Source organism: Bacteroidota bacterium (assembly GCA_034439655.1).
GTDB lineage: Bacteria > Bacteroidota > Bacteroidia > UKL13-3 > UKL13-3 > CANJUD01.
This window is the reverse complement of record JAWXAU010000086.1, coordinates 1-18,393: the sequence shown is the minus strand read 5'-3', so window position 1 is coordinate 18,393 and position 18,393 is coordinate 1. Positions and strand designations below refer to the sequence as shown.

The 18,393-nt window shown below is 36.1% G+C and carries 15 protein-coding genes and 1 pseudogene; 4 read left to right on the top strand and 12 right to left on the bottom strand.

Translation table 11 applies throughout. The features are described 5' to 3' along the window. Nucleotides 1-560: 560 nt before the first annotated feature. The 8 genes and pseudogenes from SGJ10_05495 to SGJ10_05460 form a co-directional block, all read right to left on the bottom strand. A complete protein-coding gene (locus tag SGJ10_05495; protein ID MDZ4757577.1) occupies nt 561-1,502 on the bottom strand; it encodes a 2-oxoglutarate and iron-dependent oxygenase domain-containing protein in 942 nt (313 codons plus the stop codon). Between the two features lie 152 nt (nt 1,503-1,654). Beyond that, nucleotides 1,655-2,866 (bottom strand): methyltransferase domain-containing protein, encoded by a 1,212-nt coding sequence (locus tag SGJ10_05490; protein ID MDZ4757576.1) that lies wholly within the window; start codon nt 2,864-2,866, stop codon nt 1,655-1,657. Between the two features lies 1 nt (nt 2,867). Continuing rightward, nucleotides 2,868-5,330 carry a carboxypeptidase regulatory-like domain-containing protein gene (locus SGJ10_05485; GenBank protein ID MDZ4757575.1) on the bottom strand — a complete coding sequence of 821 codons (2,463 nt, stop codon included), beginning with the start codon at nt 5,328-5,330 and terminating at the stop codon, nt 2,868-2,870. 76 nt (nt 5,331-5,406) lie between these two features. Beyond that, nucleotides 5,407-6,018, bottom strand: a complete 612-nt coding sequence (locus tag SGJ10_05480; GenBank protein ID MDZ4757574.1) for a GNAT family N-acetyltransferase — start codon at nt 6,016-6,018, stop codon at nt 5,407-5,409. A gap of 8 nt (nt 6,019-6,026) precedes the next feature. Further along, on the bottom strand, nt 6,027-8,384 hold the full coding sequence (locus tag SGJ10_05475) for a hypothetical protein (GenBank protein MDZ4757573.1): 2,358 nt from the start codon (nt 8,382-8,384) through the stop codon (nt 6,027-6,029). Continuing rightward, the gene (locus tag SGJ10_05470) at nt 8,335-9,354 is read right to left on the bottom strand and encodes a hypothetical protein (protein ID MDZ4757572.1); all 1,020 of its coding nucleotides are present in this window, start codon (nt 9,352-9,354) and stop codon (nt 8,335-8,337) included. The genes SGJ10_05475 and SGJ10_05470 overlap by 50 nt, the downstream gene beginning before the upstream one ends. 155 nt (nt 9,355-9,509) lie before the next feature. Further along, nucleotides 9,510-9,680 (bottom strand): annotated as a pseudogene (locus SGJ10_05465) (biotin carboxylase N-terminal domain-containing protein). A 115-nt stretch (nt 9,681-9,795) separates the two neighbouring features. Beyond that, the gene (locus tag SGJ10_05460; GenBank protein ID MDZ4757571.1) at nt 9,796-10,389 is read right to left on the bottom strand and encodes a hypothetical protein; all 594 of its coding nucleotides are present in this window, start codon (nt 10,387-10,389) and stop codon (nt 9,796-9,798) included. A gap of 605 nt (nt 10,390-10,994) precedes the next feature. Here SGJ10_05460 and SGJ10_05455 point away from each other — a divergent pair. Beyond that, nucleotides 10,995-11,588 (top strand): adenylate kinase, encoded by a 594-nt coding sequence (locus SGJ10_05455; protein MDZ4757570.1) that lies wholly within the window; start codon nt 10,995-10,997, stop codon nt 11,586-11,588. Nucleotides 11,589-11,766: 178 nt separating this feature from the next. After that, nucleotides 11,767-12,762, top strand: a complete 996-nt coding sequence (gene obgE, locus SGJ10_05450; protein ID MDZ4757569.1) for a GTPase ObgE — start codon at nt 11,767-11,769, stop codon at nt 12,760-12,762. Between the two features lie 125 nt (nt 12,763-12,887). On the opposite strand, the gene SGJ10_05445 is transcribed toward obgE, so the two are convergent. Next, complete coding sequence (locus tag SGJ10_05445; protein ID MDZ4757568.1) at nt 12,888-13,304, bottom strand: IPExxxVDY family protein; 417 nt, start codon at nt 13,302-13,304, stop codon at nt 12,888-12,890. A 150-nt stretch (nt 13,305-13,454) separates the two neighbouring features. Between SGJ10_05445 and SGJ10_05440 the strand changes: the two genes are divergently transcribed. Beyond that, the gene (locus tag SGJ10_05440; GenBank protein ID MDZ4757567.1) at nt 13,455-13,772 is read left to right on the top strand and encodes a MerR family transcriptional regulator; all 318 of its coding nucleotides are present in this window, start codon (nt 13,455-13,457) and stop codon (nt 13,770-13,772) included. Between the two features lie 95 nt (nt 13,773-13,867). Here SGJ10_05440 and SGJ10_05435 read toward each other — a convergent pair whose 3' ends face one another. Then, on the bottom strand, nt 13,868-14,767 hold the full coding sequence (locus SGJ10_05435; protein ID MDZ4757566.1) for a WYL domain-containing protein: 900 nt from the start codon (nt 14,765-14,767) through the stop codon (nt 13,868-13,870). Between the two features lie 78 nt (nt 14,768-14,845). On the opposite strand from SGJ10_05435, the gene SGJ10_05430 reads away from it, so the two are divergent. Continuing rightward, the gene (locus tag SGJ10_05430; GenBank protein ID MDZ4757565.1) at nt 14,846-15,802 is read left to right on the top strand and encodes a hypothetical protein; all 957 of its coding nucleotides are present in this window, start codon (nt 14,846-14,848) and stop codon (nt 15,800-15,802) included. 439 nt (nt 15,803-16,241) lie between these two features. Here the strand turns inward: SGJ10_05430 and SGJ10_05425 are convergent, their stop codons facing one another. Then, the gene (locus SGJ10_05425) at nt 16,242-17,567 is read right to left on the bottom strand and encodes a carbohydrate porin (protein ID MDZ4757564.1); all 1,326 of its coding nucleotides are present in this window, start codon (nt 17,565-17,567) and stop codon (nt 16,242-16,244) included. Nucleotides 17,568-17,655: 88 nt separating this feature from the next. Continuing rightward, nucleotides 17,656-18,393, bottom strand: a 738-nt coding sequence (locus tag SGJ10_05420) for a T9SS type A sorting domain-containing protein (protein MDZ4757563.1), incomplete at its 5' end; no start/stop codon positions are given.

Genomic DNA, 18,393 nt, shown 5'->3' with positions numbered 1-18,393 from the left:
TAATAGTTCTCCGCCTGTGGCGGATTTGGTTTGTAGAATGGTAATGCCGAACTACATCCCGAAAGCCCCGCTTAATCCCGATAATTATCGGGATGCGGGCGAATTAGTCCCTTTCTTTTGGACTATTATATATTGAGTTTCGGTATTATTAATGCTAACATGGATGAAGTATCGGATGGATGGCCAAAATGGAATAATTGTAATTGAAATAATTATTTCCTGGATTCTAACATTCAGCCTTAATACAATTATATATAAAAGGAAGGAAATTGATTTTTCTTGGGTAGTTTTATCAGCTTTATGCATAACAATGCTCTATTGTCTAGATACATATTTTTTCACGATTTACCTGTTTCTTGCTATATCACATGCTCATCATTTACACTAATATAAACTCAATTTTATTATTTTCTTTTTTACCATCGAGGCACGAGAGTTTGTTAAAGTTCGCCGTGGCGAATCACAAAGGTTACATTTTAGTAGTATGAAAACTCAGTGCAACACTGTGCGTTTTTACTCTGTGCGACTCTGTGGTTAAAAAAACTACTACAATAATATACTTACTTCTTCAACCCAATCTCTCTCAACCTTTCATCTAAATATTCACCACCACTGATAGGTTCATATTGTATCGGGTGTTCCGCATCTATGCATTCAGGCAAGCAATCCAAACGCATTTCGGAACGCGGATGTAAAAAGAAAGGAATCGAATAACGCGAATTGCCCCACATTTCACGTGGTGGATTTACCACACGGTGTGTCGTGCTGCTCAATCTGTTATTGGTTAATCTTTGCAACATGTCGCCTACATTTACTACAATTTGTTCGGGCAAAGCAGTTACACTTACCCATTCATTTTGTTTATTCAATACTTGCAATCCATCAGCAGAGGCACCCATTAACAAAGTGATTAAATTAATGTCTTCATGCTGCCCTGCACGCACCGCAGATGCGGGTTCACCCACAATTGGACCATAATGTATCGGGCGAAGTATACTATTGCCATTATGTATTTTGGCATCGAAATAAAACTCATCCAATCCCAAAAATAAAGCAATAGCACGCAACATATATTTGCCGGTTTCTTCCATAGCTTTATAGGCTTCAATTCCTACTTTATTAAATTCAGGAAGTTCATCGCACCATATATTTTTTGGATATTCATTTATGATAGCATCACCATCCGTAACCTCCTGACCAAAATGCCAGAACTCTTTCAAATCGCCTACTGTGCTGCCTTTTGCATGCTCACGACCAAAAGAAGTATAGCCACGCTGACCTGCAATATGATGGTCTTCGTATTTTAATTTTGTTTCGTACGGTAAGGAGAAAAAATGCTGAACCTCACTATATAGTTTTGTTTCAAGTTCGGGTTTGAACAAATGGTTGCGAACAGCTACAAAACCTATATTTTCATAGGCTTCGCCCAATTCTTTTACAAACTTTTTTTTGGCTTCTGCATCTCCATGCATGAAGTTGGCTAGGTCGACTGATGGAATCATGAGTATTATTTTATATTTTTTAATTATATATTTTTTTTCTTAGAAGCAAGGGATAAGGAGTAAGAGCCATTCGGCAGATGCCACCTTGAGCGTTCCCGCTAGTTATCGGGACGAATGGCGGCAACAACACCTTACTGCTTATTACTTATTACTTACCACTTATCACTTACTATTTGAAGCTCCGCTTTAAATATGCTGTCACCACCTTTATCGGTGCAATTATAATATTGAGAATTGATTAAAACCAATTTTTTTTCTGTGATGAAATGGTTAACGATATCTTCGTTTTCGGTTTTGTATATCGAGCAAGTCATATATATCAATTTTCCATTCGTTTTTAGATAAGGAATTATATTGTCTAAAATCTTAATTTGTCTACTTGCATAATCGGATAAAGATTGCTCGGTGAATTGTTTTAATTGTTCTGGTGTACGTTTCCAAGTACCGCTACCACTGCAAGGTGCATCCACTATTATAGTATCGAAACTATTGATTGCAATTGCGGGTCTATGATCTAAATTAAGTGTATTAAATGTAATGGGCTGTTTGTTTAAAGATAATAAATCAACCACATTCCAAGCATAATCTTTTATACCCGATGACTGAAAACGTCTTCGCAAATTATCCAAAATATTGGTGCGAATATCACTCACAAAAAAATTCGCCGTAGGATATCTGCTATGCAACATCAAACTTTTACCACCCGAACCTGCACAACAATCCCATACTTTACTATCCTCCTTCAATTGTATATCGCCTGCAGCAAGTTGTGAGCTGAGGTCTTGCACTATAATAGTGGAACTGGTTTTTGCAGCAATATCTTTCACATCTACATTGGTATCGAAACTAAAAGTATTTGCTTTTTCATTGGCAAATGGGATATTGTTGTTATTCAAATACGCTACCACATTATTGATATTCCCCTTCTCCACCCTTACCCAAACCCTTGTTTTATTAAAGAAATTATTGACCCAGTTTTTAATATCTATTTGCTCGCTTATATTTTTTGCAAAAGGATATATATCTTCCGCTTTTTTGCCTGTAATATTTAGATAGTTTTCAATATCCAAATTGGGCGGAAACTCAAGCAAAGTGAGCGTTCCCATATAATCTGCAAATTCGTTATCGCCACTAATGGTTGCAGCCAAATGGTAATTTATATTCTCATCCAGTTTCAAATTGGCCAGGCGGAAATAATTATATACAATATTTCGATAAAACCTGCGATCGCGTGAGCCAAAGTTTTTGTGCTGTTGAAAATATTCTTTAATAAATAAATCAAGTGGTTTACTTAAATCAAAAAGGCCAACCATTTGTTTCAGGTGATTCAAACGGTTGGCCTGTATTTTTTGTGATTGTTCCAAATTAAAAATCTAGTTTATAATAGAACAAAGGTAAGCGTCCTAACTGATAATCCACCTTTTCATAAGGAGAATTCGGCACGTAAGTATATTTCAATACATTTTTATAATTGAAAAGGTTTATAATATCGATGGCAAATTCATGTGTTAAATGTTTTGAATTAATCTTATAAGATATTCTCAAATCGAAACGTATATAAGGTTTATCGAAACGCTTGGTATTCTTAAGTGAATCAAGTTCTACATATTCCCTTTGTTTGATAGATTCTGCTAAATCGATAGGTGAAAAACGACGAGCTCCTGCATAGGTAAATTTACCCCCAACATTTAATGAATGTTTGTTTTTTCCTTTGGTATTAAACAACCATTCTTTTGCCAATAAAGCATTAAAAGCTGAATTGGTATTGAAGTCGCTACTACGCAAAACACCATCGCTGCCTTTATATTTAGCATCAAACAATGAAAGCGTGGTAATGTAATAATAACCTCTGGTAAATGATTTTTCTAAAGTAAACTCCACTCCATAATTACAACCAGTGCCCATATTTTGTAATTTGCCTGGAAAAAATCTAGAGAATGCTGAACCCGTATTCACCAAAGAGAATGAACTCGATTTTACTTCTACAGGGATATTATATAATTGTTGGTAATAGGTTTCAAATTTGAAACGAGTTGATTTACTTACACGTAGATCGTATGATAGTACATAATGATTGCTTTTAGTTAATCCCATATTCAAATTATGTGGGGTAGTATTTCCGGGTAATATATAATAATAGGTGTATAGCGGTTGAATTTGGCTATGAACACCCATGCCGAAGCTCAGTGAACTTCTATTATTGAGCAAATACTTAAGTCCTAACCTTGGTTCAAACAAACTTGATGCTTTACCTAAAGTAAAATATTGTGCATGTAAACCTAAAGTTCCTGATAATTTAGAATTGAAATTATGTTTTACCTGAGCATAGAGTTGCAAGAGATTAGAGACATCACTTTGGGTGTTCCAACGAGTAGACCATTTTCCAAAGTTAGCAGAACTGGTATCAAAATTTGTAGCACTATCAATATAATGTGCAATATTCGTATTTAAGATAAGTCCAGCTCTAAAAGTTGTTTTGCGTGTAAGTCTTGCATTATATAATATATGTGTATTGATTGTTTTTTGATTGAAGGTATAACCTAAGTTTGGTGTGATAGAATCTAATGCATATTTCTTGTTATTTACATCGGTCGAATCCACATGTCTATATACTAGTTCATGTGTAGTAATTTGAGATTGTGTAGTAAAAATAGAGGTAACTTTTAGATAGCTTTTTTTATTAATCGAATATAAAAAATTCACTCCGCCAAAAAATGCTTTGCTACTGAACTGCTGGTCTCTATCGTCCTGTCCGTATAGGTCGTCGGTTGCACTATATTTCTTTTTGCTAATATTTATATCAATTGCACTTGTGCCTGTGATTCCAAAAACAGAGAATGACCCTTTATTATTTTTTAACGGGAAATTTAATTTGAAAGATGCATCTTGATATATAGGGACAGCATCGGTTCCGAGTTTAATATTTAGTTTGCTAAACAGAGCTAAAGTTGAATAACGATAGGTAACCAAATACGATGCTTTTGATTTTTTACTGAGTGGTCCTTCCATCATTAAATCCCAACCCAAAAATCCAAACTGTGTGCTACGTTCATGGCGTTTATTATTTCCATTTCGTAATTTTAAATCAAAAACACCCGCAGTGCTATTACCATATTCAGCAGGGAATGCACCGGTATAAAAATCACTATTCGACAATATTTTATTGTTAATCATCGACACGGGACCACCTGTAGTTCCTGGTATTGCAAAGTGATTGGGATTGGGTATATCAACACCTTCCACTCTCCATAAAACTCCTTGTGGAGAATTTCCTCTTACTACTATATCATTTCTTGAATCATCTGCACCTTGCACTCCAGCAAAATTACTTGCCATACGTGCGGGGTCTCCTCTGCTGCCAGCAAATCTATCCGTCTCGTCCACCGTAAACTGTCGTGAACTAACCAAACTCATTTCGTTCGATACTTGTCCTTTGCCTTTTTTTGAAGTAACTGAAGCTTGCTTTAATTCTTCCCCTTGTTGGTCAAGCTCTATATTTAATATGGTTTCTTTACCTTGGTTTATGATGATGTTCTGCAAATACTCGGTGCGGTATCCTTTTAAGGTAATATTAAAGTTATAACGCCCAACGGGGATATTCATGATAGTGAAATTCCCCGCAGCGTCTGTAGTATTTTCGTAGCCGGTTAACGACTCAGAAATTAATTGAATAGAAACACCTTGCAGCGGTTGTTTGCTCTCGCGGTCTATTATAGTACCTCGAAGGTTTTGTTGTGCAAATATCATCAGTCCTTGCAGCATAAAGCACAATAAGAATGTATATTTTTTTAGGGAATTTGGTTCCCCATTGCGAAGAATTTTTTTCATATTTTTTTATTTTAATAGGTGATGGCAAAAGAACTTACGAATTAAATATAGATATTCGCATTTTTTGCAAATTAATTTAAATATATTTTTCCATTTTGTAATTTCCTTTAATTTCTTCAACGATTTTGAAACCAATTTTTTCATGATTCTTCCATGCAACAGGATTGGCTACTGCTACAGTACACCGTAATTTTTTATAGCCCAAATGAATGGCTTCATTTTCGGCTGCCAACATAAGTTCTTTTGCCAAACCCTTTCCTCTAAATTTTGGATGCACACACATACCAGGTAAACCAATGGTTGGAACATCGTCCACTACTTGTCGTGCGGGTGCTTTTTTAGACAATATATTTTTTGCAATCACCTTATACTTCGAAAATATTTCTGGATGAAAAAGCAACCACGGTTTTTTAAACAAGACGATGTTAATGCCACTTTTTAGTCCACTTTGTATCATGGTACTTACCGACCCCGGAGTGCCGTCTCGCATATTAGCGTTTACATATCCAGCACAAATTCCTGCAGCATCAGCAAACAATAAATATTTATTGGAGTCGATAACAAAAGGCTTCAAAGCATTCATCATAAATTCTATTCCCAATTTACCACCTAAGGTATTCGGGAAAGATAGTACATGACATTGTGCAATGCTTTCCAAATCGGTGATGGTGGCCTTTTTTATACTCACTTTGTCCATTAGGGCAATTTGTCAAATTCATCTATATAGCTGCAAGTTTTCAATGCATCTTGATAATATTTTGTGTCTTTATAATTTTGTTTCATGATTTTAAAATTACTACTATATAAATTAATTTTAAAATCCCAACTATTTCCTTCATTATAGTGGTCACTAATATAATAATCATTCAATTCGCATATAGCAGCAAAGAAAAAACATTGTGCTTGAAACTCTCTATTAGTAGATTTGTAGGCAGCCCTCAAGTAATATTTTTTAGCAGTTTCACAATCGAACATAGGATATACATACAAGTTTGTCATCGTGTTAGTGATATTCTCATATTTTGAATTACTATAAGACTGAAAATTACTCACAAAACCATACTCTGTTAATGAAGTGCAATTACCCCAATAACTGATATTATACAATCCATTTGCATATTTGAGTACTTCTTTTTCGTTTGCTTGCGAGCTTTTAATTTTTTGCTCAAGTGCCATCATCGTTTTACAAAAGTCAATTCTCGATGTTCCTGAACCATGAGCATTATAGTCATGAAGTGGTAAATCAATATTCTTGAATGGGTCTTCACTTGCAGAATATTTTTTTTCATCGTTTGCCATTTCTAGTTCTTTCAAGGCTTCCTTCCATTTGTATTGCCCCACCAAGATACTTCCCTTTACAAGGCGGAGTTGAGAAACCGTATATTTATTCAATAATTTACATATATTGTCATACGGTTTAGTACTGGGCTTTTCAATAAAATTTATAATAGAATCAATATTCAAATTACGGGGTTGGCTCAGTAAATTTTCTGAATTATAATATATATTTTTAATGCCCATTGCTTTGGCTGGTTGGTTTTGCTTGGTATACTTGTCAGTAAGCATATTCAGTAATTCATCTCTTATATCATCAGTATGCAAGTTCTTTGGAACCTGATTTAAATTATTCAAATAAGCGAGTGCGTCGGCTTCTTCTTTTTCTGTAATTTGTTTTTTTGATTTTATATAGGCTAATGGTATCAATAATTTGATTTGATTTTGAAATAAACTATCGCGTGCATTTAACTTTTCTGCTTCTTTATAATACTTCAACGATTGCTCAAAGTCACCAGATAAGTATGATAAATAACCAGCTCCCAATAACCATAGCCATGGGCGTTTCAGTGATTTATGATAGGCATGTTTGCTCACAAAAATTTTATACTGTACTAATTCATTACTCAAACTTGTATCAATATAATTCCCGGAATTATAAAACTCGAGTTGTGCAATTCCACGCATTAAGTTTACATCTACCCATTCGTTTGCTGGGTCATTCTTTATAATCTCTTCCAAAAAATCAGTACATGCAGGTATATAGGAACGGTTGATATATAAGCCAAAATAATTGGCACGTTCTTGTGGGGTTTTAAATAATTTTTCTACACTTGCAAAATCATTATAGTTTTCAAATGCAACATTTTTATTATTACTTTCAGATTCATTATAGCCAAATGAATAAGCCTCATAACTTCCATGTTTCCCTTTACACCAATAAAAACTTTTGAAAGCAGTTTGCATAATCTCAGGGCACTCCACAAATATTCTAGAATACTCATAAGATGCACTGTCCATAGACCCTCGCATACGCATAAAGCCTGCATTATAGCCTCTGCACCAACTTAGCAAAATAGTTTTATTGGTAAGCTTCTTCAAACTTTCATAAGCAGGATAAAACCGCTCAAACCTGTGCGTATAAAATGCGAGTTTGCACAACAAAAAAGTATACCTACATTTTAAATAATCGGGTAATTTTTGTTTCAATGTTTTTGTTTTAATTACATAATATAGGGAATCGAGTTTGTGTGAATCTATTGGTCTATTGTCCCAATAATCTTGAGCCAAAGCAACCTCAATGGCTCGTAAATTGTTCAAATAATATAATGTTTTCTTATCTCTATTTTTCAGAATCAATTTATATATTTTGTTCGATAATATATCTGAATCATCATTATCATAATAATATTGTCGTTTCTCATCGTGCTTTGCAAATTTCTTTGTCTCAAAATAGGATACCGCATTTTCCATATTGAATAAACGGTCCGTGAAAAAAGTAAGGTCAGAAGTAGTAATTTTAACTCCCAAGTAATTCGACCATTCTTGGGCATTAATTCCTCCATCAATATTGGGTTCATTGCCACCATACAAATAAGAGTTGGCAGTGAATAGATAGGGTTGATAGGGCGTTTCACCAATCAGTTCCTGACTCACCAAATTATGTGCATCTCCATCGGGGTCATACCAACCCCCACCGCATGATTTAATATACTGATAAGTACCCAGACTAATCGCTGCTATGAGCAATATGATATAAGTCTTGAAATGTTTTTTCATTGGTTTTGGGTTTCAAATCGAAAAAGGTAAGCGTAAACGAATCTGATTTTTGGTGCAATTTAAGGAAAGCCCAAGCATCTTTGCAAGTGTTTTCGTCGGCAGTTTCCAATCTTATTCTATCGCCTGCATGCAAATCGTTGCTGCCCCATGTGGTAGAGGCTTTTACGGTATACCAATTATTTTCCTGTTTCATAAAAAATGGATTGTCGAGGTTTTCTTTTTTCAATCCGTTCAGTATGGCCGCTACTTTTTTGCCCCTATATAATATGCCCCAACTAAAATGCGGCAAGGCCATATCCAAAGGTAATTTATAACGGTCTATATGGTCGGTATATTGTGTTGCTGTTTTTTCATTATATATAGAATTCTCCTCATTAATCTGACTCAGTTCACCCATATTGTAAAACATCAGCATGCCACGGTCAATGGGCGGCACACCTGTTTTCTCAGGGAATTTGATTTGGTGCAAACGAATGGTACAACTTAATATTCTTTTACCTTCTTGTGCTTTTTTTACTTCCGTAAGCAAAGCAAAATACTTGTCCTTCGTACTTTCAGTCCAATCAGCATCTATTTGTATTTGATTATAGTTGATATGGAATACTTTACAAATTGCGTTCGCTTTTTGGGCAATTAATCCACCCAAAATTTTAACAGAATCTAAACTCAATTTCTTTAAACATGTTTGCGTAATATATATAACAGGAACAATTTGCAAACCTGTGTCGGGGTCGCTATTGAACTGTAGTGTAGCCTTGGGCATAGGGGTATTTTTTACACCATCCCAATCCACATCAAACAAACGGAGATATAATATATTGAAATGATTGTTTTTAAGATTTTTTACATCAGTGGAATCTAAATCATATACAGTTTTCCAATAGTAGAATGCGGAGTTTATTTTGTTAGCTTTTTGCTTACAAGAAAATAAAAGTAATAAAAGTGATATAGAAAATAGAAAACGTTTCATTTTTATAATGTTTTTATTTAAATGATTTGGTTAGTTAGGGCACCACCCGTGGACAATGTTTTTATTTAAGAACAAGGATTAACTCAGCCGCGGCGGATTAGATTATTCAAGTTTTAATATCTGTTAGTGGGGACACCAGCGGTGCACAGTCCTTGGTTGAAAGGAGGAGGGCCTATGCAAAAGGCTTCATCAGCATAAAGTGTGTGAAGTGCATTTGCATCGGCTTCACTATATACGGCTACTGTTTTAATGCCCATCTCTTTGCAGGCACGCATCACGCGTAGGGCTATTTCGCCACGATTGGCTATGAGGATATTTTTCATGATAATTGGTGGTGCGAAATTAGTGGAAAGAGACATACATGTTTTTAAAATTACATTATTGTTTACGCTTTTTCAAACTCGAATATATAGTAGAAGCTAAAAAAAATAGTGGCATCATTTAATATAAATCATCAGAGGACTTATCAAAATATTCTAGCTTATATATGTTAGTAATCATACTAGATACTTTATTTTCTTTTTTATAATATATATATCTTCTGTAAGTATTCCCAACGCTATCGAAAGTATAAATATTGCTTTTTAGAGTTCTCGTTTCGGGATACCACCATTTCTCTGAATAATGTTTTGTGGTTCTATCTATTAAAAACGTTGTGTATAAAAAAAGGCCTTTGTATGGATTGTAGTCATAATTGTTTTCCCGCTCGAAAGTATGCCCTACACTATCAAAGGTGTATCTCATAGTACGCATTATGTCCCATTCAAAATTTACAGCACTATCAGGTTTTTGTTTTGAGCCATGGGGGTACCTTCTAAAGCTTTCTAATTTTCCTTCGTAGTTCCATTTTGTAATAGAACCAAAGTATTCTCCTTCTTTTTTATCTTCAGCCTCTAAAATTTTCTGCCCGCTAGGAGAATATATTATTTCTTTACCATTATCCCACCAGTACTTATTTTTACTGGTTCTATTATATAAGTATAGAGCGGCAACTAAGAAGATCAATACAAATACAAATAAAAATGCAAAACTCACTATTTTATCCTTTTTGTATTTGCTCGCCAAATATATTGATAAATTAGATATAAGGAGGCCTATCAAAATAGTATTAAATTATCTATAGGGTAGCCCTCCCATTTTTATGCATATCGGTACTACTATAATTAGTGGAAGTGCTATAAAAAAGTTAAGTATAGAGATTTCATGACGTTTTCTTATTTTGAAAAAGAGGACAATTTAAATAATCAGAAATACTATATAAAATACAAGTAAGATTAAAGTGACTAAAGCACCCATTCCTGGTACTACCCCTTGTCCACTGTGAGTGTCATTGGCATCCAAATCGTTGCGGATAATGATGAAATACAGTATGACAGAGAGGATAAATACAAAGCCAGCACTATATGCAAGTTATTGTCCGATTTTTTATTCTCCTGTATTGTGTTCATTGTATGTTCTTCATTTCAGGGTTACCTAAAAGCAGCCATGTAAATTTGGAATCTCATATTTTATAATCTCATACAAGTTTCGCTACGAAGGTATTGGGTTTTATTCTTGAATTATCACAGTCTTATTTCTCAAAAACAATTTTTTATTCCACCGCCACAATAGCCTATTTTTGCACCTCTAAAAAAAATTACATGCTTAACATAGTTTTATTTGGCCCTCCGGGTGCAGGCAAAGGTACCCAATCAGTTAAACTCATTGAAAAGTATGGTCTTGTACATCTTTCAACAGGCGATATTTTTAGGGCAAATATCAAAGGGAGCACCGAATTAGGAACGCTTGCAAAAAGTTATATGGACCAAGGAAAATTAGTTCCTGATGAAGTTACCATTGGTATGGTAGAAGCTGAAGTAGCCAAAACACCGGAAGCCAAAGGTTATATATTCGATGGTTTCCCGAGGAATAAATTTCAAGCTGAGAACTTGGATGAATTTCTGGAAATACTAGGTTGCTCCATTACATTAATGTTAGCACTTGAAGTGGAAGAAGTGGAACTAAGAAAACGTTTGTTACTTCGTGGCAAAGACAGTGGTCGTGCGGATGATCAAAATCCTGAAATTATTCAAAATCGCATCAATGTCTATAATAACGAAACCGCTCCCGTAAAAGATCATTATAGTGCACAAGGAAAATTTAAAGGTATTAATGGCGTTGGAAGTGTAGAGGATATATTCGATGCTTTGTGTGATGCTATTAGTGGGCAGCCCGCCGCGGCGGGTAGTAAATAGTAGACAGTAGACAGTGGGCAGTAGACAGTAGATAGCGGACAGTAAACAGTAGACAGTAATAGTAAGCAGTAGTCAGTAAACAGTTAGATGACGCCGTCCGCCGAGGCGGAGCACTGACTACTGACCACTAATTACTGACTACTGAAATCATTAAATCCTACCACATTAAATCATAAATATTTTGGCTGATAATAACTTCGTAGATTACGTAAAAATATGTTGCCGCACAGGTAAAGGTGGTGCAGGAAGTTCTTATTTGCTCCGCGATAAAATTACTGCGATGGGCGGGCCTGATGGAGGCGATGGAGGTCGTGGAGGGCATATCATACTTCGTGGCAATAGTAATTTTTGGACATTGCTGCATCTCAAATATCGCAAACATATTATAGCACCTGATGGTGGACCAGGTGGTAGTGGTAAAAAATCAGGAGCAGAAGGGAAAGATGAATATTTGGATGTTCCCTTAGGAACAGTAGCACGTGATGCCGAGACCGGAGAATTTATTTTAGAGATTACAGATCACGGGCAAGAAAAAATATTATTAAAAGGTGGTCGTGGAGGATTGGGAAATGATCATTTTAAAAGTCCGACGCGGCAAACACCGCGTTTTGCACAACCTGGAGAAGATGGTCAAGAAGTTTGGAATATATTAGAATTAAAAGTATTGGCTGATGTTGGTTTGGTCGGATTTCCGAATGCAGGAAAATCTACTTTACTATCTGTGGTAAGTGCTGCCAAACCTGAGATTGCGGATTATCCGTTTACGACACTTACTCCACAATTAGGGATCGTACAATACAGAGATTATCGTTCATTTATTATGGCCGATATTCCTGGGATTATAGAAGGTGCTCACGAAGGCAAAGGATTGGGTCATCGTTTTTTGAGACATATAGAACGCAATTCTTTATTATTATTTATGGTGCCTTGCGATACGAATGATATTATAAAAGAATATGAGATTTTGGAGAATGAACTCACGCAGTTCAATCCTGAATTATTAGATAAACCGAGATTATTGGCTATTACCAAATGTGATATGATAGACGATGAAATGCAAGAACAAATGAAGTCGAATTTGCCCAAAGGCGTTGATTGTATTTTTATATCATCAGTTGCAGGAAAAGGTATCGAGCAGTTGAAGGATAAGATTTGGGGTGTGTTGAATAGTTAGTCTGGGATACGTCATTCTGAGTCCGATTGCTATCGGACCCGCTTCGGGCGAAGAATCTGTTTTGTAACGTCTCCGAACCCAACAGATTCTTCGCTGGAAGTTAGCTCAGGATGACGGGACGCAAATTAAAACAACAAATTCACAAACGCAGTTTTAGGTTCTACTTTAATTGGATAAGCGAGATTCACGCCTTTAATTTCTTTGAACAAATTTGTATAGAGTATGGGATCTTTGATTTTATAATCTCCTTTAATCATCCAAAAATAATCTATAGGTTTTAAGTGCGGAATTAATGCTTGCTTGCTTTTATTTCCGATCAAATAAAAATCAAGTTCTAAATCTAAATCCTGAAAATGATATACCAGATATGCATCAAATTCTTTTTGCCTGGGATGCCTCACCTCTAAGTCCTCCACGCGTTTTAACTGTATATTCAGATGCTTGTTAATAGCCGCTGCAAACATATATCCTTTTGCAGATATTGATATACCGAACAAGTCGAAATCATAATCATATACGGTATCGAGGGTAATCTTTTTCAATACCGCAAATTTATAGTATATGGTATAAAGTATAAAGTATAAAGTATTTGGAGCTAACGATTAGATTTCTAGAGTTTGTCCTCCCGACGGTAGGAGGGATCTCATTTAACTATTTTATTATCCAATAATATCATACATTTGAACCCTTATATGGAGGAAGAAAAGAAATTATATAGAATTGCTCAAGTGACTGCTGCTACTGAATTGCCAGTTTCTACAATCAGACATTGGACCAAGGAATTCCCCCAAGTCAAACCTCAAAAAAATGCAAAGGGCACAATATATTATACCCATCAAGATTTACAAACTATTATACAAATTAAACATTTGCTGAAAGAACAAGGGCTCACGATTGAAGGAGCCAAGCAACATTTAAAAGTTTTGAGAAAAGCACCTGACCAAATAGACGTGATAGAGAAGTTGAAAGGAGTGAGGCGTTTTTTGGAAGAACTTAGGGATAGTTGTTAATTATAAATGGTTCCCGCTGCGGCGTGATTAATGTTGCTGACGCCACCTACTAAATTCTTTAACAAAATCAGCCGTATCACATTAACCATTTATAATTAACCATTAACCATTCTAGCAGCTCCTGCATCCAAATGCTTGCACAACGCTTTCTTTAACACCGCAGGGTCCACATCTATAATATCATCCACCACGCCAGCCAAGAAACGAACAATACCTTTGGTATCATATATTTTGCATTGTAATATATAATTATTCCCTTTTTTAGTTATATAGTTTTTGCCATTGGGAATTTCTTCTATAAATAATAAATAAGCTTTATGCCCCATCGTTATTAGAACATCGGTTTCTTTATTGCCACCCATGCCAAATAAATCTACTTCGGGCTTTTGATGTTTGGCTTCGTGTTTCCATAGTTTATCACTCAATTCTACTTCGCCAATGCGGTCGATTTTAAAGTGACGGTTGTCTTTATTGGCAGGTTCGAAGGCTGCAATATTCATATAGTTATCGGTAAAGCAAACAGGCTCTACCAAGCGATCGGTGAGGGTATTGGAGCGGGCTGAATGATATTTCTTTAATATAACTTGTTTGTGTAGCTCCATTGCTTTGGTAAGCGTTGATATAATCTTTGCTGATTTTGCTTTTACAATATTTTTTGCCATGCCTGGCAGTTCGCCTCGTGTATGTATTTTTTCGAGCAAAGAATTTTTCAAGGGATGCTTGGTCGACTTGAGCATATCACTCAATAGTTTCGATTCGTCGAGCGAAAATTCCTGTACTGGATTATCATGCTCGTCCCACATTTGTATAAAGAAACGGTTTTCAAAATCTTTATCAATAGCAAAACCTATTTCGTCTAAAAGCTCGAAGTACCTGTAAATACTGCGGTCGGTGGTTTCCATCAGCTTGGCAAGTTCGCTTACTGTTTTGCGACTGTCCGATTTTAAGTGACTGATTAACTTGAATACACGAAGAATTTTTTGTTGTGGGAGCATGGGGCAAATCTACGACACAAGTTGTCAAAAATGCACTGCACCTTTGCATCATCAACCAACCAAATAATAATAACTAATATGACTACTACATTTGATTTAATTACCCGCTATTGCAATGTTTTGAAAGAATTATTTGCCCGCGAAGGAATCCAGTTTGACCGTATGACGGACTTACACAGTATTGAACTATTTGAGGAATCAATCATCCTCAGCGAGCGTATTATACGCCGTTATCACTTGCCCACCAGCGGTCCCAATTTGGATTTGCTGCCTTGGGAAGAAGTATACTTAATGGGCGAAGACGAGGTGCATTTATTAATGGCCCGCCTCGATAAAGAATATAAAAGTTATTTGAATGAATATTTGCGTTCGGATGTGAGCTACTTGGATGAAGCATTATTATATGGTTATCGTGCCGAAGATGTACTTGCCGATTTGGGCATTGGTCGGCACTCTTATAATGAGTTTGTATATAATCAAGTATTCCTTAAAAATGCCGACTCTGCACAAAATATATTAAACGAATTACGCACTTGCAGCAAAGATTCTTATATATTAAAGAATGTGGCTCTTGCTGGCTATAGCAGTGGCGATGCCCGCCAGATGATGCTGAACCGTTTGGAGAAATTCGACCTCAATTATATACAAGAATATCTCGACTTTGCCGACAGTGTTCAGTTCAATAGTTTGAAAGAAAGTATGCTACCCGTATATGCAGCCAAAGACAAAGTAATATTCATTGAAAAAGGCGAAAACTATTTATTGCAAAATGATACCGCTTGTATATGTGTCGATTTCGAAAATCAAGAAATTGCACAACCAAATAGTTTGGTAGCTGAACTCAGAGACCAACATTGGCACCCACTCAATGACAATGAAGCTGACAGATACTATTATAGTTTGATGAATACATTCAGCAAAAATGATATCTTTGAAAAAATGCTGATGGCCTTCAACCATCTGGAAGAATTGGCTCAACAAGACTATCATATTATGCCACTACGCCCCGCAGCCCATTTGAAACCTGCGGCTTAATATAATCTTTTGTATTATTCTAATTAGTTTAAACCCTGTTTCAGAAATGGAACGGGGTTTTTGTAGCATAAATAAAGATACATTTTAACCACTGATAACAAATTATTTTTACCACAGAGGCGAACTGTGCGTTTTTACGCTGTGTTTCGCTGCCAGCGAAGTGTGGTTAGATTTTTTTACCACAGAGGAACACAGAGGTTGGCACGGTTCGCCTCGGCGAATCACAGAGGTTAATACAATACACAAAATAAAAACTCTATGTTTCGCTGCGGGCGAACTGTGGTTAGATTTTTTTACCATAGAGGAACACAGTGGTTGGCACAGAGGTTAATACAATACACTAAAACTTAGTGAAACTCTGTTTGTTTTTACTCTGTGAAACACGGTGGTTAGATTTTTTTTCACAGAGGTTCACAGAGGTTCTTTATTATAAATATCCTCAAAACCGCACATGCACTCTTGCCCCAATTACATGATTAGGGGCATGATTATCTTTATTATATCCTGCATTTATAATAATTTGATAGTTTGGGGAGACGAAGATGGGGCCATTGAATAAGGCAAAATTATAATATATTTCTGCAATCATTTCGGGTGCATAATTAAGCGAACCATCACCTAGCATAAAACCATAACCGCCTGCTTTAAGATAATTTTGATGCTCGTGCGAAAGTGTGTTTGCCAAAACAGCAATCCCACAATAATCATCTTTGCGTTTCCATTTTTTTCCATTTGCGGCATAGCCCAAACTCACAGAGCCATCAATTTCTGTAAATACCCAAGTCTCGGTTTTGCCATCATTATATCCTGCTCGCATAAATACGCCTGACCAATCATTCAATTTAATTTCTGAATTAATGGAGTAGCCATATTTTATATGATAGTTATTGTGCTGCAATATTATATAAGGCGGAGTTTGCGATATGATAGGAGTGGCATCGGTATATACACCCATCATTGCCCTATTTACAAATGCAAGTGCACGAATTGTTATATCTTTTTTGAACAATGAAAATTTACGTTCCACTTCACCTGTATAACACATGGCCTGTTGTATATTATAATCGAGCTTGTGGCCGTTGGCAGTGCTGGGCGGTAATGACCAAGCAAATCTATATGCTACATTTTTGGGTGTATTTCTATATTCTATCATTGCACCAACAGTATATCCTCTTGTATTAGCTGGGTAATCCCAAGCTCCGCTGCTCATCAATGCCCAATTGAAAAACTGTGTACGAGAGTCATGGCTATAAGTATTGTTGTCAAAAAAATCGGTCATTGCTAATTTGCCTGCCAATACCCTGATATATTTTTGTGGTCTGCTGCCTTTTACTTGATTGATGCCATCATTCAAATTTTCTCTTTCTGCAGTAAGTGGAAAATAGTGATTCAAATAAACTCTTGCGATATAAAACGCAGGAGCTGGATTACTAACCCTAAAAGATTCGCCGTTCACGAAGCCACCAAGGCCACGTGCTAGGTTAAGTCCTGTGCCGGCAGCAATTTCGGTATTAAAATAAATTTCGGTATTATTGGCAATCCGCCATCCTGAGAAACCCGAAGTGGTAAGTGTGGTAGCAACCTCGTCTTTAGTGCCGAAAGTATATGAATAGGGATTAATTAAAGGCTTCTTCGATTTGAAATTCTTCTGTGTTACAACTGTAGTCTGGTAATGGAAATTGAAGTTTTCTTTTTTGAATTGTGCGGATGCCTTTAGTGAAAAATAGCTGAGTATGATGATTGCCGCCGCTTTTTTAGTTTTCATGCACCGCAAAGTAAGTGCTTTGCATAGTTTGAAATGTTACATTATGTAATCTTTTTGTTTCATAATTATTGGATGCCTCCCAATATCTCTATTCTTTCACCAATTTCAATGTTTGAACTTCATGGTTAGTGGTGAGGGTAAGCAAGTATATTCCTGCTGCTAGATGAGCTGTTGGCATATTTATATAAGCAGTGCCATTCTTCAAAGAAACCTTTTCATTATATATAATTCTGCCGCATATATCGGTGATCTCCACCATTGTGTTTTCTGATATATTGTTTGAGGATAAAATGATGTTTAACTCGCTATTGAAAGGATTTGGGAAAACAGAAGTATGGACAGAAAGGTCAGTAGAAGGTGCAATCACCCTTGTCTCTGAATTTGTACCGCTGCCATTTATATCAATCTGAATTAAGTGGTAATAATATTTCGTATTGGGAGATATATTTTTGTCATCATATATATAATTGCGAAGCTGTGTGCTATTGATTCCGCCTTCTATCCATCCTATCTTACTATAATTCACGCCATCGGTACTTCTCATAATATCAAACCCAGTATTGTTGAATTCACTTGCTGTATTCCATTGGAGTCTATTAAGGGTTCCATTGTTGTAGGCAATAAAATTGAGCAGGGTCACAGGCAATGGTGCAGAGCCTGCACCGCCACCGCCTCCACCACCGCCACCACCTCCAGAGAAGCTGCTTACCAAAAACTCAGCAGAATGATCTGAGGTTCCTTGAGTTCCATTCTTCCATATCGAATCTGTTGGGGTCGCTCCATTAACCAATATGATTCCGTTTACTGTGTGAGGGTTTGCAAAGGC